General features: G+C 62.9%; 16 protein-coding genes and 1 pseudogene. 9 read left to right on the top strand and 8 right to left on the bottom strand.

What is annotated here, in order from left to right:
- Position 1 precedes the first annotated feature (1 nt).
- Positions 2 to 655 carry a hypothetical protein gene (locus FRC98_RS16845; RefSeq protein WP_146982600.1) on the bottom strand — a complete coding sequence of 218 codons (654 nt, stop codon included), beginning with the start codon at positions 653 to 655 and terminating at the stop codon, positions 2 to 4.
- A 347-nt stretch (positions 656 to 1,002) separates the two neighbouring features.
- The gene (locus FRC98_RS16840; protein WP_230467714.1) at positions 1,003 to 1,917 is read right to left on the bottom strand and encodes a helix-turn-helix domain-containing protein; all 915 of its coding nucleotides are present in this window, start codon (positions 1,915 to 1,917) and stop codon (positions 1,003 to 1,005) included.
- A gap of 462 nt (positions 1,918 to 2,379) precedes the next feature.
- Here FRC98_RS16840 and FRC98_RS16835 point away from each other — a divergent pair, with 462 nt between their 5' ends.
- On the top strand, positions 2,380 to 3,795 hold the full coding sequence (locus FRC98_RS16835; protein WP_146982598.1) for a pentapeptide repeat-containing protein: 1,416 nt from the start codon (positions 2,380 to 2,382) through the stop codon (positions 3,793 to 3,795).
- 360 nt (positions 3,796 to 4,155) lie between these two features.
- Here the strand turns inward: FRC98_RS16835 and FRC98_RS16830 are convergent, their stop codons facing one another.
- Positions 4,156 to 5,004, bottom strand: coding sequence for a CvfB family protein (locus FRC98_RS16830; protein ID WP_230467713.1), 849 nt, complete (start codon positions 5,002 to 5,004; stop codon positions 4,156 to 4,158).
- Positions 5,005 to 5,247: 243 nt separating this feature from the next.
- Here FRC98_RS16830 and FRC98_RS16825 point away from each other — a divergent pair, with 243 nt between their 5' ends.
- Positions 5,248 to 5,721, top strand: a complete 474-nt coding sequence (locus tag FRC98_RS16825) for a hypothetical protein (protein ID WP_146982596.1) — start codon at positions 5,248 to 5,250, stop codon at positions 5,719 to 5,721.
- A gap of 98 nt (positions 5,722 to 5,819) precedes the next feature.
- A complete protein-coding gene (locus FRC98_RS16820; RefSeq protein ID WP_146982595.1) occupies positions 5,820 to 6,077 on the top strand; it encodes a type II toxin-antitoxin system Phd/YefM family antitoxin in 258 nt (85 codons plus the stop codon).
- A gap of 16 nt (positions 6,078 to 6,093) precedes the next feature.
- On the opposite strand, the gene recD is transcribed toward FRC98_RS16820, so the two are convergent.
- The 5 genes from recD to FRC98_RS16795 form a co-directional block, all read right to left on the bottom strand.
- Positions 6,094 to 8,304, bottom strand: coding sequence for an exodeoxyribonuclease V subunit alpha (gene recD, locus FRC98_RS16815; protein WP_230467712.1), 2,211 nt, complete (start codon positions 8,302 to 8,304; stop codon positions 6,094 to 6,096).
- A gap of 112 nt (positions 8,305 to 8,416) precedes the next feature.
- On the bottom strand, positions 8,417 to 12,205 hold the full coding sequence (locus FRC98_RS16810; RefSeq protein ID WP_230467711.1) for a UvrD-helicase domain-containing protein: 3,789 nt from the start codon (positions 12,203 to 12,205) through the stop codon (positions 8,417 to 8,419).
- A complete protein-coding gene (locus FRC98_RS16805; RefSeq protein ID WP_146982592.1) occupies positions 12,205 to 15,801 on the bottom strand; it encodes an exodeoxyribonuclease V subunit gamma in 3,597 nt (1,198 codons plus the stop codon). The genes FRC98_RS16810 and FRC98_RS16805 overlap by 1 nt, the downstream gene beginning before the upstream one ends.
- A 213-nt stretch (positions 15,802 to 16,014) precedes the next feature.
- The gene (locus FRC98_RS16800) at positions 16,015 to 17,700 is read right to left on the bottom strand and encodes a ribonuclease H-like domain-containing protein (RefSeq protein ID WP_146982591.1); all 1,686 of its coding nucleotides are present in this window, start codon (positions 17,698 to 17,700) and stop codon (positions 16,015 to 16,017) included.
- A 642-nt stretch (positions 17,701 to 18,342) separates the two neighbouring features.
- Positions 18,343 to 19,329 carry a tetratricopeptide repeat protein gene (locus FRC98_RS16795; RefSeq protein ID WP_230467710.1) on the bottom strand — a complete coding sequence of 329 codons (987 nt, stop codon included), beginning with the start codon at positions 19,327 to 19,329 and terminating at the stop codon, positions 18,343 to 18,345.
- A 175-nt stretch (positions 19,330 to 19,504) separates the two neighbouring features.
- Between FRC98_RS16795 and FRC98_RS16790 the strand changes: the two genes are divergently transcribed.
- From FRC98_RS16790 to FRC98_RS22295, 6 genes and pseudogenes are all read left to right on the top strand, one after another.
- Positions 19,505 to 20,665, top strand: coding sequence for a phosphopentomutase (locus tag FRC98_RS16790; protein ID WP_347342170.1), 1,161 nt, complete (start codon positions 19,505 to 19,507; stop codon positions 20,663 to 20,665).
- A gap of 267 nt (positions 20,666 to 20,932) precedes the next feature.
- Positions 20,933 to 21,103, top strand: coding sequence for a hypothetical protein (locus tag FRC98_RS21665; RefSeq protein ID WP_230467709.1), 171 nt, complete (start codon positions 20,933 to 20,935; stop codon positions 21,101 to 21,103).
- Positions 21,104 to 21,143: 40 nt separating this feature from the next.
- Entirely contained in the window at positions 21,144 to 21,686 is a 543-nt protein-coding gene (locus FRC98_RS16785; RefSeq protein ID WP_146982588.1) for an RNA polymerase sigma factor, read from the top strand.
- Between the two features lie 44 nt (positions 21,687 to 21,730).
- Entirely contained in the window at positions 21,731 to 22,096 is a 366-nt protein-coding gene (locus FRC98_RS16780) for a hypothetical protein (protein WP_146982587.1), read from the top strand.
- Positions 22,093 to 22,344 carry a hypothetical protein gene (locus tag FRC98_RS16775; RefSeq protein WP_146982586.1) on the top strand — a complete coding sequence of 84 codons (252 nt, stop codon included), beginning with the start codon at positions 22,093 to 22,095 and terminating at the stop codon, positions 22,342 to 22,344. Before FRC98_RS16780 ends, FRC98_RS16775 begins: the two co-directional genes overlap by 4 nt.
- Positions 22,345 to 22,603: 259 nt before the next feature.
- A pseudogene (locus FRC98_RS22295) lies at positions 22,604 to 22,782 on the top strand (IS701 family transposase); the annotation flags it as partial.

Raw genomic sequence — 22,782 nt, 5'->3', positions numbered from 1 at the left:
GTCAGGACAAACGACGAGCAATCTCGACCACATCGTCGACCCGGTAGCCCGCACGCAACCATTGAATGGGTGAGACCGGCTTGTCGTCATCCACCACCAGATCAGGACACGGCGACTCAAACCAGGTGACCACTTCGAGCGGATGCAAAGCCGTGTCGAGCACCGCCAGCACCCGATCCAGGCCCCGAATCACGCCGCTCGTATCAAACTGAAAGCGAGGAATCCGCCAGGACGAGCGCGCATCGGGCTTGATACCATAAAGGCGCGCCGGCGAGGCGGTCAGAAGCTGGCGCACGCGACTGGCATTCACCCCCATAATCCGGGCCGCCTCCGCCGTCGACAAACTCGCTGCCAGCACGTCGCTGTACGCCGCGATCGTGCTCGCCAGGGGATCGTTCTCCCCTTCAAAGGGCTCAAAGGTGATACCCAACGCGCGCAGTCGCTCCCGGGTCTGCCGCTCCGGCAGCTCCGGCCGGGTGCGCTCCTCGACATCCGGCAGTTCGGCGACCTGACGTAAGACCAGCTCAAAGATCTCTGCCACGGACATATCGATGCCCTTTCGGCGCAGCAGCTCTTCGGATGACAACGCGATGCCCTTCTTCCGCAAAAGCGCGTCGGAGATGACATCAAGGGGTTGCGGGTCGTGATCAATCATCGGGGCCTCCAGGGGCAAGTCGAGCCAGCTACTAACGAACGCTAACGCGTTAGACTGCGTTAATCAAACGTAAGGCTGCTTGAGGATCATTCCAGGAGGGCTGAGCGTTTGTCTTTTGGCGTGCCCCCCCAACCCGAGCGCCTCCTGGGTGGTGGAGGGTTCGCTTTGTGGTTAGGTGGTTGGGTGGTTGGGTGGTTGTGGGGCGCCGGGGTTTGCGGCGGTGGTCGCTTCGTGAGTGCGGTCGGCGTCTTTCGCAAAATAAAAAACCCGAGCGCATCCAGGGCGGGGATGACAAGGAGCCAGGAGGAGCGAGTAGCTTTAGCTACGGCGACGACGCAGCGACACAGTCAGCGTCGTCCTGGGGCGCTTGGCGCCTTCATCCCTGCCAACACGCACGCTACCTCCCCGTAACACACCGGCCCCCGACTCGTTTTGACGATCGCCCCCTTCCCCGCGTTCGGTCCCACCTTGCCGACGGCCTCCGCGATGATGTTGCGTTGCTTCTCGGTAACAACGTGCTCGACGGGAATCAGGCCCACCTCGATGGCGGCGGCCAGGTGCGTGCGGATCGTGCTCTCCTTGAGCTGGCGCTCCTTTGCGACCCTGTGGACGGAGTGTTTCGCACGCCACAACCGGTAGCTCTCGGCTTCAGTTTTAGAGAGGCGTTGAATCGCCGCCTCGTCGGCCTTACTGCCGCTCGCAGACATCTTCTTCGCCGCGTTTTGCGTCGGCGCGCTCACACTCGCCACAGCCTTCGCCGGGGGTGTCCACGTCTTCACGGGCGCGGTCTTCTGCACGGGCGCGGTCTTCTGCACGGGCGCGGCCTTCTGCACCGGCACACCCTTTGGCTTCGGCGACGGAAGCTCCACGAACTCCGACTTTTTGAACAGGTTGAGCGCCTGGTGAAACACCCCGTCGTAGAGCTCCGGGTGCCTCTGTCGATCGATGCAGAGCCCGAACTCCACGCTCTCGCGGCTGCCCGACAATAGATTCATCGACGTGAGCAGCGCCTGCTTATCGCTGATGTAAATCTTGGCGTGCAGCCTTTTCAGCGCCAGGGGCTTGAGCTCCAGTTCCCGAAAATGGCGGATGACTCGTTTCTCCCGCATCTGCTCCTCGCGGATCAGAAACTTGATCTTCACCCCGGCCTCCCGCGCATCCACCAGCGCGTCGCGCAGGTGGCGCCAGGGATCGAAGTAGGGCGAAACGATCATCAGCCAGCTCTCCGCCGAGCGCACCAGCTCCACCAGGGCGTTGGGCACGGCATAGGGCTCCAGAAGGTCTCCCGACGCGCTGCTTGATGCAAAACTCATAGAGGTCCCCGTCTGCAACATTCGTTAAGTGAGGGACTGTATATAAGTCAGCACCGCGGATCCGAAAAGGGGGTACTTCAACGAATCCCACGCCTCGACCGGGGTGGGTGCTTGTACGCCCAAACCTCCAGCGCTACGCTTCGCCCTCCACCGCCACCTACCCCGCAAAACTCCTTCTGCGGGCTTCGCCGCACAGTGTTGAAACCTTCTATCATTTCAAACACTTACTACGCTGTGAGCAGAAGTTGACGCTGGTGGATGCGAAATTGAGAGTGACGCGGACAAGGCGCAAAACGCAGGCGATGCTTTTGCATCGTCGAGGCTTTGCAACGCAGCCCGCGGTGCTCTCAATGCAGCAGACACAGCGTCAACGATAGCTCACGGCGTAATGACCCTCACCCTCATCATCCTATGAAGAACTCAAAAATCCTCCTCACCACACTCGCCGCCACCACCATCGCCTGCGCCACCCCCGCGCCGTCCAGCACCGACCCGAAGAGCGCGTCGCCGCCGGCCGAGCCACCCACGCTCGCGGTCGCTGAAGAGCGCCAGGCCTTTGAAGGCGCGCTTGTCGACTACCTGCGCGTGCTCACCCCCGGCGAGTCCCCGATGGAGGAGGAGAGCCATGCTATCTTTATGGATGAAAAGGGCCCCGGCCTGCGGCGATTGATCGCCGATGCCGAAGACCTCTTCACCGCGGCTAAAGGCGATCGCGAGGTCTTCGGCTGGCATCTTTACCGAAAGATTCAGGCCTCCCTGAATTTCTATTGTATCTTCCCCCTGGCGGTGTATCCCGAAGGCATCCCGCAGGAAGCGCAAGATGAAATGCGAGAGAGCAACAGCGCAAGCGCGCTTAGCGGCATAGAGCGTCATATCTCTAAATTTGAACCTTTCATCGCCGAAGCATCCCCCTCCTGGCGAGTCTACCTTCAAAACGCGCTTCAACTTATATCGACCGAAAACACCTCTGCCGTCGAGATCTGCGAAAACACTCGCCACCTCTGGCACCCCGATGAATTTCACCCCTTCACCGAGCTCGTAAGCCCCGAGCCACCCACCTACGTCGACGACCCGGACGCCCTGCTCGCCAGGCTCAACCCCAGAGTGCCGCCCCTCACCGACGAAGAGGCCCTGGCGTCCCCGGGCGTCGTGGGCTCGCAGATGCTCACCGAAGAGGCCCTTGAGGCCATGCGCGAGAGCGACGAGATCTTTTTAGTTTTCCTGGGCGGCTCCGGGTGTAACCCCTCAGAAAACTTCGCCCGCTGGGCGGCGCCGGTCTTCGAGGAGCACGGGCTGATCGAGCGCACCTATGTGGTCTCGTTCAGGCACCCGTCGACGGCGATCTTGCAGTCGATTTACGGCGCTCGACTGGCGACGCCCACGCTGATCGCGCTCAAACGCGGCGTCCCGGTGGATTACCGAGTCGGTGGATTTCAGGAGGACAACATCGACCGCTACGGCCCAAACTTTCTCATTCAGAACGGCTTTATCGATGACGACGTCACGCTCGAGAGAGATTTTCGCGAGATGAGCGCCGACGAGATTCGCCTCTGGCTCAAGCGCAGCAAGGGCGTGAGCGTCTTTACAAACCTCAGCGGCGTCGATCTGCAAGAGATCGCGTTTCCACACGCCAACTTCTCGGGCTCCATCCTGCGCGACGCGGACCTGCGGGGCGCCGCCCTCCCCCACGTCAACTTCGCCCACGCCGACCTTACCGGCGCAAACCTTGAGGGCGCCGACGTCGAAGGCGCGATCTGGCATGGCGCGACCTGCCCCGATGGCTCGATGAGCGAGGAACATGGTGGGACGTGTGAGGGGACGTGGTGAACGTGCGGGGGGTGGGGTGGGGCGCCGGGGTTTGCGATGTTGGGTGTTTCAGCCGTGCGGTGGGGGGTTCACGCGAACCCAAAAAACCGAGCGCATCCAGGGCGGGGCTGGCAAGGAGCAAGGAGGAGCGTGTAGCAGCGCTACCGCGACGACGCAGCAACACAGCCAGCGTCGTCCTGGGGCGCTCGGAGGTTGGGTGGTTGGGTGGTTGTGGGACGCCGGGGTTTGCGGCGGTGGTCGATTCGTGTGGGCGGTCGGCGTCTTTCGCAAAATAAAAAACCCGAGCGCATCCAGGGCGGCGATGACAAGGAGATAGGGATGAAGCTGTAGCAGCGCTACTGCGAATCCCTATCGACGCCGTCAGCGTCGTTCTGGTGCGGTCGGCGCCAGGCGGACTTCGCCATCGCCGATAACAACCACCTTCTCCCGATACAGCCCCCCAAGCGCCTTTTTGAAATTCTTCTTACTCACCCCAAACGCCTTAAATATGGCGTCCGGCGAGCTCTTGTCGGTGAGGGTGGAGACGCCCCCGTTGTCGCGCAGATGGTCGAGGATCGCCGTCTGCAACGCGTCGCGCGCCGCGGGCGTATGGCGCTGCAGGCTGAGGTTGAGCTTCCCATCGGGGCGCACCTCCAGAATGTAGCCGCGCATCGACTGCCCGGGCCTCAGGTCGCCCAGCATCTGTCGCTCAAAGAGCATCCCCAGGTGCGTGTGGTCGACCACCGCCTTAAACCCCAGGTCGCTGCGCTCCCACAGCAACAGCTCCACCTCATCGCCCTCCCGAAATCCGCGTCCCTCGGTCGACAAAAAGGCGTCGATCTTCTGCGAGGCCGCAATCCGCCCGGTGTTGTCGAGATAAAGATAGACCACGTAGAAACGCCCCTCCTTCATCCGCCCGACCTGCTCGGCAAAGGGCACAAAAAGATCCTTGCCCGGCCCCCACTCCAGAAACGCCCCGATGCGGTTGACCTCCTTGACCCGCAGCCACGCGCACTGCCCCACGGTCGCCTTCGGCTCCCGCGTCGTCGCCACCGGCTCATCCTCAGAATCCAAATACACAAACACCCGCACATGCTCCCCGATCTCCAGCTCCTCGCCGGCGTCACGGCGCGGCAGGGTGACGCGTTCTCTGGCGCCGGCACCTTCGAGGACGTAGCCGTCGGAGCCCTTGGAGATGACGGTGAGGATGTTGTGTTGGCCGATGTTCATGGGGGTGCCGGGGTTTTTTGTTCGGGGGGGTGGGGGGAGGCTTGAGAGAGGACGAGCGAAGCGCGGAACACGCATTCCGCAGCGTCGAACGCAACGGATTATGTACTCGACGCATGTAACTGAGCTACATGTCTGATATTCGAATGCGCGGCTCGGGAGGGGCCGACAGAGTTCGACGACCACCCATCCTCCAGGCCCTTGTGCCAGCAATCACCCGCGATGTCGACGCACAGGAGAGCGACCATGCAGACCCAAACCATCGAACGCTACGAAACCCGCGCGCTGGGTTTCCCCCTCATCATCGAAAACATCAAACTGCGCCGATTTCGCGACGACTGGGTCGCCGAGGTGGATTGGACCGAGATCTCGGAGGTCGTGATGCGCGCGTTACCCCGCAAACCCGCGCCCCTCACCGGCAATGAGATTCGATTCGTCCGCCAGCAGCTCCAGATGACGCTCAAAGCGTTTGCGTCTTTCTGTGAGGTGTCTTCGCACCAGGCCGTGATGCAGTGGGAGTCGCGGGGTGACGAGCCGGCGAAGATGGGTCGGGCCACGGAGATTCTGTTGCGAGCGCGGCTTGTCGCCAGGGCATCGCCTCGGGCGACGATTGCGCGGGTGCTTGCGGATGTGAGTGGGTTTGAAGGTGGTGGGGGTCGGGATGTGGTGCTTTCGCTTGTTGGCGGTGCGGCGGAGAGGTGGGGGTATGCGTATCGGTGAGGGGGTTGATGCGACCACCGATGAGAAACCTGAACAATGCATATCTTTTAACGACAGCCATTCCGATCATTCTGTACGACTCGCACACGGAGGACGTCATGACCAACCAGCTATCCCTCACCGAACTGCGCCAGAACCTCACAGAAAACCTCAACCGAGTTTCTGAACGGGGAGAAAGGCTAATCCTCCACCGCAACGGGAAGCCCTCCGCAGCCCTGATCTCCTGCGAAGACCTCGCGTTGCTGGAAGCGCTCGAAGACCAGCTCGACATCAAGGCCGCGCTTAAAGCCCGCAAAGAAGGCGGGCGAGTCAAATGGACCGACCTCAAGACCGAGCTCGGCCTGGACGACGAGTAACCCGAAGTCGCTCGCCTCACCCCAACCGCCCCCCCACCCCCGAGAACCTCCGCGCCTCGCGCTCCGACCCCACGCGGAGCAGCTCCTCCGACCCCACCAGCAGCACGCCCTTACTCGCCCGCGTGATGCCCGTGTAGAGCAGCTCGCGCGTCAAAAGCGGCATGTCCTGTGTCGGGAGCACCACCGCGATGTGGCGGAACTCCGAGCCCTGGCTCTTGTGGACGGTCATCGCGTAGGCGTGCACGAGGTCGTCGCGGAGCTCGCCAGCGGGGTAGGCGACCATGCGTTCGCCGCGCTCGAAGACGGCGTAGAGTTCGGGCTTTTTGCCCGAGTTTTCGTTGGAGTCTTTGACCCAGACGACGACGCCCTGGTCCCCGTTGAAAAGATCGCGCTCGTAGTCGTTGCGCAGCATCATCACCGGCTCGCCGACGTAATGGACGTAGCGGGTTTGGTTGTCGCCGGCGCCCTCCTTCGCTTCGGCTTTTTTGGAGCCGCGGAACTGGCCAAAGGCGCGGTGGAACTGGCGGTTGAGCGACTCGGAGCCGGTGGCAAAGACGCGGGTCAGGGTGAGCACGCGGGCGCGGGCGTAGTGGGCCATCAGCTCTTTGAGCGCCGCCTGCGACGCCTCGTCAAACGTGCCGTCGGCCTGGCGCGTGTATTTGCGGGAGCTGAGCTTTTTGCAGCGCTCGCTGCCGATGTGGGTCTTGAACCAGGCGGCCACAAAGGCTTTGAGGTCGGCCGTCGGCTTCTCGTCGGTGTCGCCGCCGCGAGACGGCGGGGTCCAGAGCTCGACACCCTGCCAGCTCGCCAGGCTCACGTCTTCTTTCACGCGCTTGATCTCCGAGGGAAGTTTGTCGGCGGGCAGACCTTTAAACCCGTTGCCCACCGCCTGAGCGACCTTCAGGATCGCGCTGCCGGAGGGGTCGTCTTCGCGCATGCGGTGACTTTTCGTCAGACGCACGGCGTTGCGGGCGGTGCGGCCTTTTCCGGGTTGGGCGGCCATCGGGTCGATGGCGAGCTCGCGCCAGGGCTGGTCTGTGGCGGGAACCTCGGGCAGCAGATCGCGCAGCACCGCGCCGGTATCGACCGAAGGAAGCTGCTCGCGGTCGCCCAGGAGCACCAGCTGCGCATCATCGCCGAGCGCCTGCGCCAACGCCTCCATCATAAAGAGGTCGATCATCGAGGCTTCATCCACCACCACGAGCTTCGCGCTCAGGCGGTGGTTGCGGTTGTGCCGAAAGGTGCCGGTGCGCGGCGAGTAGCCGAGCAGGCGGTGAAGCGTGGCGGGGGCGGGGAGGTCGGTGAGGAGGCGATGATCGAGGTCGGTGGGCTCGTGCACCCCTTCGAGCTGCCCGCGGATCGACTCCGCCATGCGGTTTGCGGCCTTGCCGGTGGGCGCGGCCAGCGCAACATCGGCCAGGTCGAGCCCCAGGCGCGCGGCCAGGCGCAGGATCGTCACGACGATGGTGGTCTTGCCCGTGCCCGGACCGCCGGTGATGAGTGTGAGCGGGGCGTAGAGCGCGGTCAGCGCCGCAAGCTGCTGCTCGGCGCCGGGTTTAATCGGGTGAGCGACCCCGTCGACCTCGTAGGTGACCGGGTGCGCCTCGATCACGTCTTTGAACTCCGCGCGCACTCTGGCGCCCTCATAATCGCGGTCGGGGCGCATCAACATCCGCTCGATGGCCTCGGCCAGCCGCTCCTCGTGCAGGAGCATGCGCTGGTGGTAGAGCCTGCCGCCCTCCTCGATCAGCGGCTTAAACTCCCCGGGCTGACCGAGGATCTGCCCGGCGCGCCGCTCGCGACGCAGCGTGTGGAAGGCGTCGATCAGCCCATCGATCTCCCAACCCGCGGGCACCGGCTGCGGCAAAAGCTGACCCAGGGTCACCTTTAAATACTCCCCGCCATCCTCATCGATGGGCATGTACGTGCTCCCCATCGACTGCGCGAGCATGCTGGCGAGCACAACCATCAGGAGCGCGCGGTGCTCGGTGGCGCTCAGGTCGCGCTGCATCGACACCAGGTTCAGCGCCAGATTAAAGCGCGCCTGCGAGATCCCCTGCTCATTTAAGTGGTCAGCGAGCGACGAGACGTCGCGGGCGCTGAGCAGGCTGGCATCGACGCGAAACGAGCGGGCAAAAACCCCGCGCGCCCCGCTTACGACGCGATCTTCGGCGCCATCCTGCGCCTGCTCGCCAGCGCCCTCTCCCAACAGATCCAGCTGTGTCATCGCTACCCTCATCAACCCATCGTCGCCCCGCCACCGGGGCCCATCGATCTATGCCGCGCGCGCACGCGCCAACCATCAACTCATCGCCACATCGTCCCGCTCACCAGGGCTCTCAGGCCTCGGGGGCGGTCGCCGCGTTTGTCTTCTTCACCATCTTCTTCGACGTCTTCGGCATCTCTTCATCCGGCGACTCGCCGCGTTTAAAGCGGGTGATCCGCCCGAAAAGTTTGGCCTCAAACGCCAGGATCTGCTCCCAGCCGGGCCGCGCCCGGTACACCCCGCGGCCGGGGTGATCGGGATGCATGCCGCGCACATAAAAGTAGAAAAGCCCGCCAAATCGCGCGTCGTACTCGGCTTCCGTGGTGATATCGAGCACGCGGCAGAGCGCCAGGGTGTAGAGGTGGGCCTGCTCGGCGTAGTTGGCCGACACGTTGGCGCGCAGCGAGGCGGCGTCGTAGTTGCTCAAAAGGTTCGACTTCCAGTCCGCAAAATAGATCTTGCCCTCATGCCCGAAGAGCAGGTCGACGAACCCTTTGACAAAACCGCCGCTCACGGTCACGTCGTCGTTAAAGCGGCGCAGAATCTCCTCAACCCCCTCCTCGTTTTTGACGGGCTCGGGGATGGGAAAGAGAAACTCGAGCTCACAGGTCACATGCTTCGGATCGAGAAGGTGCAGCGCCTCAAGGGGCGGCACGCCCTCCACGGGCATCGTCACCGGGGCATGCAGCGTGTTGTAGACCGCGCGCATCGCCGGCTCCAGCGTGCGCGGACTTGCCCCGGTGCGGGCGCGCCGCACCTCAAAAAAGGCCCGCATCTCCTCATCTTCCTGCCACGCCTCCACGCTCTCAAAGTCGCGTACGCGGGCAAAGGGAAGGTCTTCGAGCACCCCGTGCACGAAGTTACCGGTAGCCATCCCCCCCGGAAAGGTTTTGGCGCCCTCCACCGCGTCATCATCATCGGGGTCGCCTTTATCCCCCTCTGGCGAGTCGTCCACATCGCGGGAGTAGCTATGCTTGCCGTCGCCGCGCAGCTTGCTGAACGAGGTCACCTCCCAGCGGCGCTCCAGCAGGTCTTTATGCAGCTCCTTCTCATTCTCGGGCTCTTTAAGCCGCTCCAACCCCTCGATCTCCAATCTGGCGATGGCCTTTTTCGCCACCTCCAGGTCCGGCGCGTCGGGCGCCTCATCGAGGTCGACGTCGATCCACTCCAACAGCTCCGCGTTTTTACCGCCGGCGTTCTTGATGGCGGTGAGGCGGTCGATGACGTCGAAGTAGGGGTCGCGGGTTTCCGCGCTCGTCTGGCGTTTTACCTTTGTTTTATCGACGTCGATATAAGGCAGGTAAAGCATCACCTCAGCGCGAGTTAGCGCGACATAATTGAGACGGTTGCCCTCCGCGCGAGCCTGTTCATAAAGCGCATCTTTCCAGCCATCCGGCATATCCGAGGTCGAAGCCATCCAGCGCTTCTGACTTGCCTCCCCATTCTCATCGACGATTCGTAGCTGGTAGTCTTTCCGGCTTGTGTTCACGACCGATGAAAACGCAGGCATCATAAACACCACGCCCCGCTGCAGGCCCTTACTGCCGTGCGCGGTGAGGATCTGCACAGCCTGCGAGTCCACCTCCAAACGCTGCTGATCCACATCCTCGCCTTCCGGCTTGGCGCGCCCCTCGATGTAGCTCATCAGGCGCCCGGCGAGCTCGTCGACGCTGAGGCGCTCGCGGGTGCAGTCTTCGGCGAGTAGCTCGAGAATGTGCTGGTAGTTCGTGAGCTCGCGCTCGCTCACATCGAGGAGAAGACGACGGCGCAAAAGCCCGCTCTCCTCGATCAGCTCGTGAAAAAGCCTGTGGTACGCGCGGCGCTCAGCGAGTTTGGCCCAGCCGGTGAGACGACGGTAGATGGCGTCGGATTCGGTAATGGCGCCGGGGTTATCGAGCTGTCCGACTCGAAGTTCAAAAAAGGGCGTCATCCAGGCGCGCACCCGCGCGCTTCGGTCGTGCGGGTCGGCCAGCGCCATCAGCAGGTCGTAGATGTCACGCGCCTCCGGCGTCTCAAAGAGACCATCCATCTTCAAAAAGGCGAAGGGCACGCCCTGCTCGCGCAGCGCACGGGCCACCAACATGCCATGCGCGCGTCGGTGGCAGAGTACGTAGATCGACTCCGGCCCCACCTCCCCGCTGAATTCGCCACCCTCTTGCTCGCGATAGCGCAGGGCCTTATCCGTACCGCGCGCGTCGATCAGCCCACGAATATGCGTGGCGATCGCCCTGGCAATGCCCGCACGAAGAGGTTTTACATCAATCGACGTCGCATCGGTCTTCAGCTCAAGCACTCGCGCACCGGGCGCCTGCCTCTCACCAACTTTCGCTTCAAACCACGGCTTGCCAGCGCTGACCGGGTATTTGTAAGTGATGCCCTCCCCCAGATCGATGCGTTGGTCTGCCGACAAATCGTCATCAAAAATCGCATTATACGCCCCGATCACCGCCGGCGTGCTGCGGAAGTTCTGCGTCAGCGGCACCGCCTCACGCTTCCCTTCCAGAATGATGTCCCGCGCCTCGATGTAGGTGTGCACATCGCCGCCGCGGAACCCGTAGATCGCCTGCTTCGGGTCGCCGATAAGATAAAGCTCGTGCCCCTCGGTCTTCGCCGCCCCATCGCGACCGCCCACGAAGAGGCGTTCAAAGACCTCCCACTGCACCTGGTCGGTGTCCTGAAACTCATCGATGATCGCGACCTTAAAGCGGCCCCGCAGCACTTTGAGCAGCTCCCCCTCCTCGCCATCCTTCGCCAGCGTGTCGCGCACCAGCGTGAGCATATCGTCGTAGGTGTAGACGCCTTCGGCTTGTTTGATGGCTTCGACGCGTTTTTTGACGAGCGGGCCCAGGGCTTGGACCGTCGAGAGCTCGACATCAAACCCCAGGTCTTGCAATGTTTCGAGATGAGCCACCAACTCCGGGAATTCTCCCATCATGGCATCGTCTAACTTTCCGACCAAATAGTCCGTCGCCTTCTTCAATGAACTATCAATTAAAGCCTTAACGACACTTGGCATCGGCCTTTCAACGGATGAGAGCCCGAATGCCAATGTTCGGATATGATTTTTCGTTGATTTTGAAGTACTTGCATGAACCTTGACCCCCCGAGCTTTAAGAGAGTCGAGATCTTCAGCAAACTGCTTAACATCAAGCGACGAAAAATACGTAACCGCTTGAGCTGTTGGCTCCATAAACGCATCAAGGTCGATATCGGGCTTTGGTAAATACTCCCCTGTTGTATTGACGTAGATTCGCAACGCCTTGCGCAAGTCCTCCGTCTTCTTACCGACGGCCATATACATCTGCAGCCACTTACGCAGCTCCTCATCTTGCGGAGCATCTTCACGCAGCGTCTCAGAGATGGCCCGGTTGATCAGCCGATCCCCATCCACATGCTCCTGCTCCAACAGGCGTTTGTTGGCGAACGCGTGCTCCACCAGAATGCGCTGGCAAAACCCGTGGATCGTATAAATCGACGCCTGGTCAAAGGTGCGCAGCGCGCGACGCAGTCGCTTAAAGCCTTCTTCGTCGATCTCCCCAAAATGCGTGCCGTTGACCGGCGCTCCATCGTCGAGCTGCCCGCCGCGAAGCGTCTTCACCTCGCCAGATTCGAGCGCGCCATAAGCCTCGGTAAGCTCTTGAAGCGTCTCCCGGATCTTCTTCTTCAGATCGCCGGTGGCTGCCCGGGTGAAGGTCACGATCAACACATCCTGCACGCTGAGCTTTCGGCGCAAGAGCAGGTCCACCACAATATGCTGAATCGTATAGGTCTTCCCGGTGCCAGCGCTGGCCTCGATCACAGCATGCTGGCCCCGTTGCAGATGCGAAAGCGCTACCGGCTTTTCATAAAAGAGCGTCGCCATCATTTACCTCCCAGGGCTTTCCACATCACTTTGTATCGACTTTCCAGAATACGCTCGATCTCCTTCTTAGAGGGCGGCGCATAATCCATCCAGCGTTTAATCGGACCGTAGACCGTTGAAGGTTTTGAAGCGTTCGAATCTTCGGGATCAAATTTATCCATCAAAGATTCGATGCCATCCCGATCGTCGGGCACACCCTTTTTAACGATCTCTTCAACCAACTCGATCGGTAAAAAATAGTCGTGCACTTGATTGACCAACTCCGCGCTGAGCTGCCGTAAATAAAGCATCGCCTCGGACGAATTCGGCATCGCAACAGCTTCAACTTTAGATGCGTTGGAATCTTTAAGAATCGCGGCGACAGCAGGCTCCGCCTTCGCCTGGCCCATCGCAAGCAATGCCACCTGCTCAATCGTGCCGTTCACATAATATTTGGCTTTGGGCTTATCGCCGCCGTAATGAAAATCCATCACCAACTGCCCATCCCCCACCACCATCACCTCGCCATGCAGCTCGATCTCCAGCTCCTGGCCCTCGGCGTTGGGGTCGGCGACGACCAGGCGCAACGCCTCAAACGCCTCGACCTGGGCCGGCGCTCCGGCCGCAGCATCCCGGTGGGTTCGGGGCGTCCCGATGCGGATGCGCCGCACCGGCGGGGCGTCGCTGCCGGTCAGTTTTTTGACGCCTTCAGCCCACTCGCTGAGCTCGTTGAGGCAGCGGGTGATCGCCGCCTCAAAATAAAGGTCGGAGGGAAACGCCCCCCGCAACTCCTCCAGCTCCGCGCGCCGGCGAAGATGTGTTTCCAGCGCGGCGTCGCTTAAGTCGCCGGCGATCAGCGCGTCTTTGATCGTGGCGCGCATCAGCACCAGACGCTGCAGAAACTCGGGCTCAAAGGGCTCGTCTTCGGCGTCGATGAGATCGTCGTTGTCTTCGTCGTAGATGCGCAGCCGCGTGCCGGCCGACGCCTGCAACGGACATTGCAAAAACTTGCCGAGTTCGCGCAGCTGCAACACCACGCGCCGACGCTCGTTAGACTCGGTCTCCTGCGTCGGCTCGCTCCAGCGAGTCAGGTCGACGAGCTCCTTATAGGCGTCGCCAGTCTTTGCGCGCGCGCCCTCGGCCAGCTCCACCATCGTGGGGCGAAAGCCCGTGGGAAGCTCCCTGTCGAGCGCCTGGCGGTTCTTGCGCACCACCGCTTCGGCCAGGGCCTCGCGGTGGTGATTGGGCAACACCTCCAACGCCGCATCGTCCTGACCTTCGCCGCTGAGTTCTGGAAAATAGCGCGCGTCGTAGCGGCGCAGCGGATGGCGCACAAAACGCGCGGCGACCTGCTCCCTGCCCTCCAGCGACTCCGCCATCTCGCGCATCGCCAACACCACCGAGGCCGGCTCCAGCGCATCGCCCGTCTGCGCATCTCGCCCCACCCAGGAGAGCACCATCTGGGAGCGCGTCGACATCAGCGTCTCCAAAAACATATAAAAATCCTGGTCGCGCGGGCGCACATCGCTCAAACGCCGCTTATCTTCGCGCAGATCCAGCGAGTCGGGCGGCGTGGGCGCCGGGAAACTCCCCTGCCCCAGCCCCGTCACAAAGACGACCTCAAAGGGAATCGGCCGCATCGGCTTAAACGATGAGACCACCACGCCGTCGGCCAGGTACTTGCCATAGCGATCTTCGAGGCTGCCCAGCGCGGCCATCGCAAACTCATAGGCCGTGCGGTAGCCCACCGGCGCCTCGGGGCAGCGGTCGGCCCGCGCGATGCTCGACAGCTCGCCATGAAGGCGCAAAAGCGTGCGCTCCTCCCCGCGCCCGCTCGCGCCGATAAAGTCGCGGACCAGCTCCTTAAAATGCGCCATCCACTCGGCCAGCGGGCGCCGCTCTTCGCGCACCTCGCGCGAGCGCACAATCAACGACTGCGCCAGCGCCACAAGTGCGGCGACCTGGTCGCCCTCCCCGTGCCCCGTCTCCAGCGGCAGGTAGGTCGAGTCGCCCAGCGCCAGCACCTCCGGGCTTCCGGCGTCGGGCTGGGTCATAAAGCTCCCGAGCACCAGACGGTCGAGGCCCTGCTGCCAGTTAAAGCGGTCGTGGCGAATATACGTCGCCTCATGATCGCGGCGGTCGGCCCCGTGGAAGATGTTGAGCTCATCGCACCAGCGCACCCACTGGCGCGCGTCCGCTCCGGGATGTTTGGCCACCACGGCCGGGTGCACGAGCACGTTGAGAAGTTCGTTGCGCTTAAAGGTGCCCAGCGGCAGCTCAAAAAGCTGGCGCGCCGCGTCGAGCACCGGCGAGGAGAGCGAGGCGTCGATGTCGATGACGTTGTGGGGGATGCCGTGGGTCGCCTCAAACGCCGCGCGCAGGTGCGTCTGATAAAGCTCGCGCTGCCCCGGCTGCACGACCACGGCGATGTCATTAAATCGAAGATCGTCGCGGCTGGTCACAAGCTCCCAGATCTCACTGGCGATGATCTCGCACTCGCGCTGAATGCTCGGGCAGGCCAGAAAACGCAGGCTCTGCGTCTCTTCGATGAGGGGTGACGTCTCGCGCACCTGGCGCGCATCGGCGCGGTCGCGAATCACGCGTTGCATGCGCTGCAAAAGGGTGTCGTCGGGGCGCTCCTCGCGCTCGGCGATCGTCTTCAAATCCCCCTGGCTCAGCTCCAGCAACATCCTATGAAAATCTCGCCCCGGCCCGCCCCACAACGTCAGCGCCAGGGGAAGCTCATCGCCGCTTAAGAGCTCGCTCTCATCGCCCAGCTCCACCAGCGGATCGTCATCGGCCAGCACCACCGTGCCCCACTCCTCCAGGCAGGGTGAGAGCACGTAAAAGGCCGCGCTGCGGGCCTCATCGTCCCAGAGCGGCCCAAACACGTCGCTGAAAAAGGGCGGCAGGTACGAAAACCCGACCAGGTGCACAAAGGGCGGAAGCGCGAGCTCCTCAAACCCGAAACGCGACACCACATCGGTCAGCGCCACAAGCTCCGGGCCATCTCCGCGGGCCTGCTCCAGCTTGCCGCCGGCTTTAAAGAGCTCCTGCCAGAGACGGCGCTGCCAGCGCTCGGTGGCCGCGTAGGTCGAATCGTCATCGACCATCAGCTCCCCGCTTCGCCAGGCCTCCAGCATGTCGCGACGCGAGAAGCCGTACTCGCGAAAAAGCGCGGCGACGCGGCGGCTGAGCTGAAAGCGTCGGCGCTCCAGCTGCACCTCGGCATCCTCGCCATCGCCGGCGGCCTCAAAAAACTCCGCGACCGGCTTCATCTCCGGCGAACGCAAGAGTGAGCCGTCGCTCAAAAGCTCGATGAGCAGGCGCTCAACCGTCACCGACGCGGCGATCTGCGCCCGCGGCTCCCCCTGCGCGTCGAGGGGCAGGAGACTCTCCAAAAAAGTCTCCATCGTCTCCACGCGCATATTACTCGCCACCCCTCGTCGCGCCGCGATCTGGAAGGTCAGATACTCTTTGAGGTTGGCGTTGGGCACCACCAGACGGTGCTCAAAAAACGCCCGCTCCACCGGATGTTCCGGAGAGGTCGCATCCAGCACTTTGACCAGACCATCGACCAGGTCTTCGACCCGATCCGATTGAAAGACATGCAGCATAAAAGGCTCCCACCACGCGACAGGGGTTCACATCATTGTTGGAGGGTTATAGCCCCAACTCCCCCGAAGATCGAAGGCATAAATGATCGAAATAGGCTTACAAGAGCGCCCAGAAGGCCCGAAAAGCCCGTATTTGAAGGCGTTTAGGCGATTTACAAAAAATCACATCCGATGCACCTCAACGCAAAGCGCCTGGCAAAATCATCGAAACGATCAACCACCTCCGGCGCTCCGAAAGCGCGCCTCCATCACCTCGGCAAGCTGCGTCTCACCGGCCTGGCGGTAGTAGCGCGCGAGCATTTGAAGGCCGAAACGATCGTCTGGCGAGAGTGCGACGAGCTCAAAAAGCGTGGGCGCGGCCTGATGAAAGAGCTGCGCGTCGATCATCGCTCGCGCCGCCGCCCTCAACGAGCGCACTCTCTCCTTCAGATTCGGATCCTCACTTTCGCCCGACCCGAAATCCCGCTCCTCGTCCATACTTTGAGGCGTCGGCGCCCGACCCTCGGTCGTCCTTTCCGCCCCGTAATCGCGCGACGATGTCCGACCCTGGGTCGCACCATCGCCAGCATGGACGCGCCCCACAGGCCTCTCACCACTCAGCCCCGCCCCCTCCGAGCGCCTCCCCGAATTTTCGGAAAAACTCGACCGCAGCCGATACGTCCGCTCCAGCCGACTCGCCACTTCACTGACCTTTGAGCCCCCCGACGACGCCCGGCCAAACGCCTCGTCGCCACCGCTCTGCGCCCCGCCACTCGCCCTGGTCGCCGCCGACGAAATCCCCCCCGTCGAATTTTTCGACGTACTCGACGAAGCCCCCCTCATTGTACTTTTTGAAACACCTCCGACCGCCTCGATCTGCGCCGCCAGAAGCGCCGCCATCGAGACGATATCGTGACGATTATGCTCCAGCATCCCCCGCATCTTCGGCACCGCCTCCCCCCGCTCGAAACGCTCCCACAACGCCGGAATCTCTCGCCCCGGCACATCATCCACGCGGTGGAAATTGAGAATATCTTCTTCAAGACTGGAGAGTTTGTAGCGCTTTCGCCCCACAAAATGCCGCCTCGCGGTGGGCAAAAGATCCAGATGCTGGCGCCCCCCGAAAGGATCGCTCATCTGATGGCGCGCATAGCGACGCGAGAGCAGCGGCACATCAAAACGCCGGCCGTTAAAGGTCACCAGCATATGCCGCTCCCGCAGCATGGTTGCGAAATACGCCAGCATCGCCCGCTCCCCGGCCGGGTCGCTGCTATCGAGCAAAAGCTGCTCCACCACAAAGTTTTCGCCCTGCCAGAACCCGATGCCCACACAAAAGGCCAGCGCCCCCTGCCCGAGCCCGCTGGTCTCGGTGTCCATATAAAGCAGCCCCTCCGGCCGCACCCCCGGGCAGCCCGGATCGACTTTTGAGATCAAGCGATGGTCAGCCCCCAGGCACTGCCGCACGGTGTAATTTCCATGCACCTCCCCTGCCGCCACATCCTCGCGCAGCAACCAGAACTCCCCCTTTTTCTCCGCGCCCCACTGCCCCCAGCTTTTTTCAGTCAGGGAGCTTCGGTCGTCGCTATCGTAGCCAGCGTTTGCCCGTGCTGATGCCCCCGCCCGCGCCCCTCCCGACGCGCTTCGACGACGCGACCTCCGCGCCCCTCCCGAGCTTCTCCGACGCGCGCGCGCGCCTCCCCGGGACGCTTTTTTCGACGACGAGCGCACGATCGACCCCGAGCTCGTCCCCGCATCATCAAATCCTTCCACATCAGAAGCGCGCTCGCCATTCACCTGGCGCACTTCACTCTCCCCCACCGCCCCGGCCTCAAACACCCCGCTGGGCCCCGACTGACTCTCGCGCCCCCTCTGGTGGGCGTCATGCAGCCGCTCCAGCCGATTTCGAAACTTGCTCGACATCTTTTGCCTTTTTCCAACATGCGCCGGCGCTTCACTCGCCAGGTCGCGCCAACCTTACGCCGCGAGCCCCCGAGCTTCAAACCCGGATTCCGCAATTAATTTCAGAACTTGCAGCCCCAACCCCTCATTCAAATCGTAGCCCCTGGTCAAAAGAATCTGCCACCTTTGCTCAGCCTGTGCACGCGTTCATACCCTCGTGATGCGATCGAAATGTTTGCCCGCCATGGCTCAAAACGCCTCCCCGACCGCCGCGGTCGGCCCTTCCCCACCTGAGCCCCTCATCCCGACCGCCGCGCACACGTCGCCCCGGATCAAAACATCGCGGCGAGTGCCGCGCTAAGCCCGTCCCCACCCGAAAACGTCGCCCCGACCGCCGAACGCGCGTTTTGAGTTTCCAAAACGCGCTCGCCGCTCACCGAGCTCTCCTTTTGCAGAATTAACTCGCGTTCGCGACGCTCGCCCTCGTCGCGTGGAGCAGGTCGGTCGCGTTCGCGACAGTCGCCCTCACGATTTTCTGCACTTCAGCGCGTTCGCGACGCTCGCTCTCGTGTTTTGAGAACGCACTGCCCCGCCAACGACCGCCGATCTCGCGTTTTGGAAACTCAAAACACCTTCCCGACCGCCGATCTCACCTGTTGGGCATCAAAAGGGAATCGACAGCTCCAGATAGGCCGGATGCGCCGGAAAACGCGCCGGCCAGGGCTCATCGCGATAGAGCTCAAGAAGATCGCGGCGCAGCCCGTCTTCGACGACCCGCATCGCGTCGCGGTTAAAGCGGTGCGCGCCGCCCACCGCGCCAAAGATCGTGCCCCCGTACCAGATCGACTCCACAAGCCCGATGAGCACGGCCTGCCCGTAGCGCCCGGCCAGCACCGAGTCGACGATGGCGTAGATAAACGCGCCGTTCCACAAAAATGCCACAAAGGCGCTCCCGTACTGCCCCAGGTACACATGCCCCAGCCCCGGCACGATCGACAGGATGCCGGCCAGCGCCGGGCTTTTTCGGGGAATCTCCAGCCCCTCCACGAGATCGGCGATCTCGGCAGCATCGCCGGCCAGCGGGCTCACCCCGGGCATCGCGCGCAGCCTGCGGCTCGCTGCATCAAAGTCGTGGCGCACCGCCTCCAGCCTGGCAAGCCCCAGGGTGGCGGCGCTGGAAAGCTCCAGGCATTCGCGGATCTCCGGATCGTCGGTGGGCTCACCAACCCGCGCCACATAGGGCTCACAGGTTGTGATCACCTCCTCAAAAGCACGCTCGGCCAGCGGCCGCCGATCCGAGGCCAGGGCGACCTGCCCGTAGTAGTAGCGCGCCCACCACCCCACGATAACGTCCTCGGCCTGGGCCGCCAGCCGGTCGAGCTCGCGGGCGGCCTCCCCGTGCTCCCCCACATTGAAATAGACCCAGGCCATCTTCAGGCGCACCCGCTCGGCGCGGCGGTCGTCGGGGGCTTCGCGCAGAAAATCTTTGTAGGCGGTCAGCGCGCGGTAGTAGTCGCCCTCGTAGTAGTAGGCGTCCCCGCGCAACAGACCGGTCTCCGGTCCCTGATAAGGCTCAATCATCTGGGCGCTGGCCGAGACACTCCACCCCAGCACCACCAGCGCCACCCACACCACCACGAGCCTTCGCATCACCACCACCTTCATTGAACATCCCATCGGGTCTGCGCGCGCGGCAGATGACCCTCTGGCCATCATTCCTATCGCGCGCTAAGTTGGGCGAGTACGCCCCGCTCTCGAACTTTCAGCAGCGCCGGGATACCCCAACCTCAACCCCCGGGACAAGATCATGACCCAGCTTCCCTCTCTGGAAAAACGCGCCGTTCTCATCGTTCTGGACTCCGTCGGCGTTGGCGAGTTGCCCGACGCGGCCGACTACGGCGACGTGGGCTCGCATACGCTGGGGCATATCGCCGAGGCCATCAGCGACTTTGAGATCCCCAACATGCGCGCCTTAGGCATGGGCAACATCGAGGGCATTCCGCAGCTTGAGCCGGTCGCCAGCCCCTCGGCCCACTACGGCCGCATGGCCGAAAAAGCCCACGGCAAAGACACCGCCACCGGCCACTGGGAGTTTGTGGGCATCATCCCCGACAAACCTTTTCGCACCTTCCCCGACGGCTTTACCGACGAGATCATCCAGGAATTTATCGAAAAAACCGGGGTCCCCGGCGTGTTGGGAAACCGCGCCGCCAGCGGCACCGTGATCATCGAAGAGCTCGGCCAGGAGCATATCAAAACCGGCAAGCCCATCGTCTACACCTCCGCCGACCCGGTCTTCCAGATCGCCGCCCACGAAGACGTCGTGCCGCTGGAGACCCTCTATAAGTGGTGCGAGATCGCCTACGACATCGTCATCCCCCGCGGCCAATCCCGCGTCATCGCCCGGCCCTTCGTCGGCGAATTTCCGGACTTTAAGCGCACGGCCAATCGCAAAGATTTTACCTTTCCGCCGCCCAGCGAGACGGTGCTCGACCGCCTGCAGGCCGCCGGCATCCGCACCACGGGCATCGGCAAGATCGGTAATATCTACGCCCACCAGGGCTTGAGCGACGAGCTCAAGAGCAAAACCAACGACCACGGCGTCGAGCTCACCATCGACTGCATCAAAGACCGCACGGGGCTGATCTTCACGAACCTCGTCGACTTCGACGCCCTCTACGGCCACCGCCGCAACCCCCGCGGCTACGCCGACGCCCTGATGACCTTCGACCGCCAACTCCCCTCGATCATCGAGGCGCTCGACGAGGGCGATCTGCTCATCATCACTGCCGACCACGGCAACGACCCCACCTACCCGGGCACCGACCACACCCGCGAGTACGTGCCGCTGCTCATCATCGAAAAGGGCCGCACCGCGCCGGGCCGCCCGCTGGGCACCCGCGCCTCTTTTGCGGATATCGGCGCCACGCTTGGCGCGTATTTTGGCGTGGAATGGAACATCGGTGAACCCATTGATCTGGGCTGATTTTTTCAATCAGGGCGGCATGTTCACCCTCACGCTGATCCTGCAAACCAGACCGACCTAGGGACGGACCTCACCCGCATAAACACTGGCTAACGTCCGTCTCCCGGTCGGCTACGAACGATGTTTGTTGGCACAAAAATCACGACTCACCTGTAAGATCTCCCACCGGAACCCCGTCTTCTCTATGAAGGCCACCAACGAGCCTTCGACATGGGCCCGACATGGGTTTGGGCCTGAGCCTCACATCGAAAAAACTCGGAGAAGACCATGACGGACCTGAACGAAAACACCTGCTGCTCCTCGTGTGAATGTGGCCAACCCGCCGTCGAAGGCGGCTGCTGCTGCGGTGAGACCTGCCAGTGCGGCCCCGACTGCGACTGCCCCCCGGAGTGTGGCTGCGCCGATAATCAGCCCGCCTCGCCCTCAAGCTGCTGCTGAACCAAGCGCCCTGATTGAAAAACCCACCCGGAGTCGACCCATGAGACACCATCCCGACGAGGCCATCGCCGAGTTGATGCGACACTGGGAGCGCTGGGTGGGGCTGGCCGCGCGCAGCCTGCAAGCGCGCGCCGACGCCGAGGACGCCGTCCAGCAGGCGTTGGTGCGCGCGGCCGACCAGCTCCACACGCTTGACGATCCCGAAAAACTCGAGGGCTGGTTCGCCACCATCGTGCGCCGCCAGGCCATCGACCAACTCCGCCGCATGAGCCGCGACGCCCACAAACGCCGCCGCCTGGCCGTCGAGCCCGCCCCCGATCTTCATCCGGCCCCCGACGCCAGCGACGCCACCTGCGCCTGCGGCATCGACGCGCTCGAAGATCTCTCCCCGGCCTACGCCGAGATCCTCACCCGCGTGATTCTCAACGACGAAGCGGTGCAAGACGCCGCCGACGCGCTCGGCATCAGCGACACCAACGCGTCTGTGCGCCTGCACCGCGCCCGAAAAGCCCTGCGCCAGGAGCTTCTGGAGCGCTGCGGCACCACCTCCACCCGCGAATGCTTAAGCTGCGACTGCCCCTGAGCCTCAGCCTCATTTTTTGATCTTCTTGATCTTCGGTGCCCCCGATGTCCACGATCCGCGTCCTCTACAAACTGCGCTGCCGCCCGGGCGATCTTCCAGAGCTCCAAAAAGCCTGGCGCGCTGTCGTCCAGGCCCACGCCCGCGCCGGCCACCAGACCCTGGAGAGCGTGCTGCTCGTCAACGCGCCCGATCCCGACGACGCGGCTTCCGTAAAAGCCCCGGAGTGGATCGTCGCCACCGCCATCTCCCGCTGGCAGAGCCGCCAGGCATGGGAGTCCCAGCGCACCGACGAGGTCGACGAGAACGCCTACGCCCGCTTCCGCGAGCTCTGCACCGTCGATGAAAAGATCGTCTTCGAGGAGCTCGACCTGCTGGTGGGCGGGCTGCCCGTCGCTCCAGGTGAACCATGAGCGATGAGCCCGATCCCGTTTCGCTGATCAAGGGGATCTTCGGTGTGGATGAGGCGCTCGCTGAAGATATTTTGCTGCTGACCCACTGGGTGGATCAGGAACTGGCCTGCGAGCAGTACGGCTACCCTAAAGACAACGCCATCCCCGCGCCGCTCAGCGAGCGGTTGGCGGACGCGGAGTACGTGGCGCGATTGCGGGCGGTGGCGTGTGATCATTGGGAGGTTGGGGAGGATCAGGTGCCTTTTTGAGGGGGCTCGTACTCGTAGCTCGTACTGATCCTCGTACTCGTAGCTCGTTCTCGTACTGGTCCTCGTACTCGTAGCTCGTTCTCGTGCTGGTACTCGTTCGATTTTTCATACTCGTGAATCTCCCAACGCGCTCACGAATCGCCCCTCATCGCGAACCCCGGCGCCCCACAACCCCACAACCACACAACCACCTAATACTGCTTGATTGATTCTTCCGATTTTGATTGCGGCCCTGGTCGAAGCCTGATCTAACGCGCTTATGGACATTTCAAACTTCACATCCTCGTGCGCAGATCTCGAATCCTTCTGCGATTTCGTCTTCGGCGACTGTTCGGGCAAGCCGCTCAGGGCCAACCTCGGAGCGTGCGTTGAGGCGCGGCTGTCGACGGCCAAACGAAAGACCCATCAGCCGGCGGGGATTCAACTGGCCGCGACGCC

It is taken from the genome of Lujinxingia vulgaris, from assembly GCF_007997015.1.
GTDB classification, from domain to species: domain Bacteria; phylum Myxococcota_A; class Bradymonadia; order Bradymonadales; family Bradymonadaceae; genus Lujinxingia; species Lujinxingia vulgaris.
This window is presented reverse-complemented; position numbering and strand designations above follow the sequence as displayed.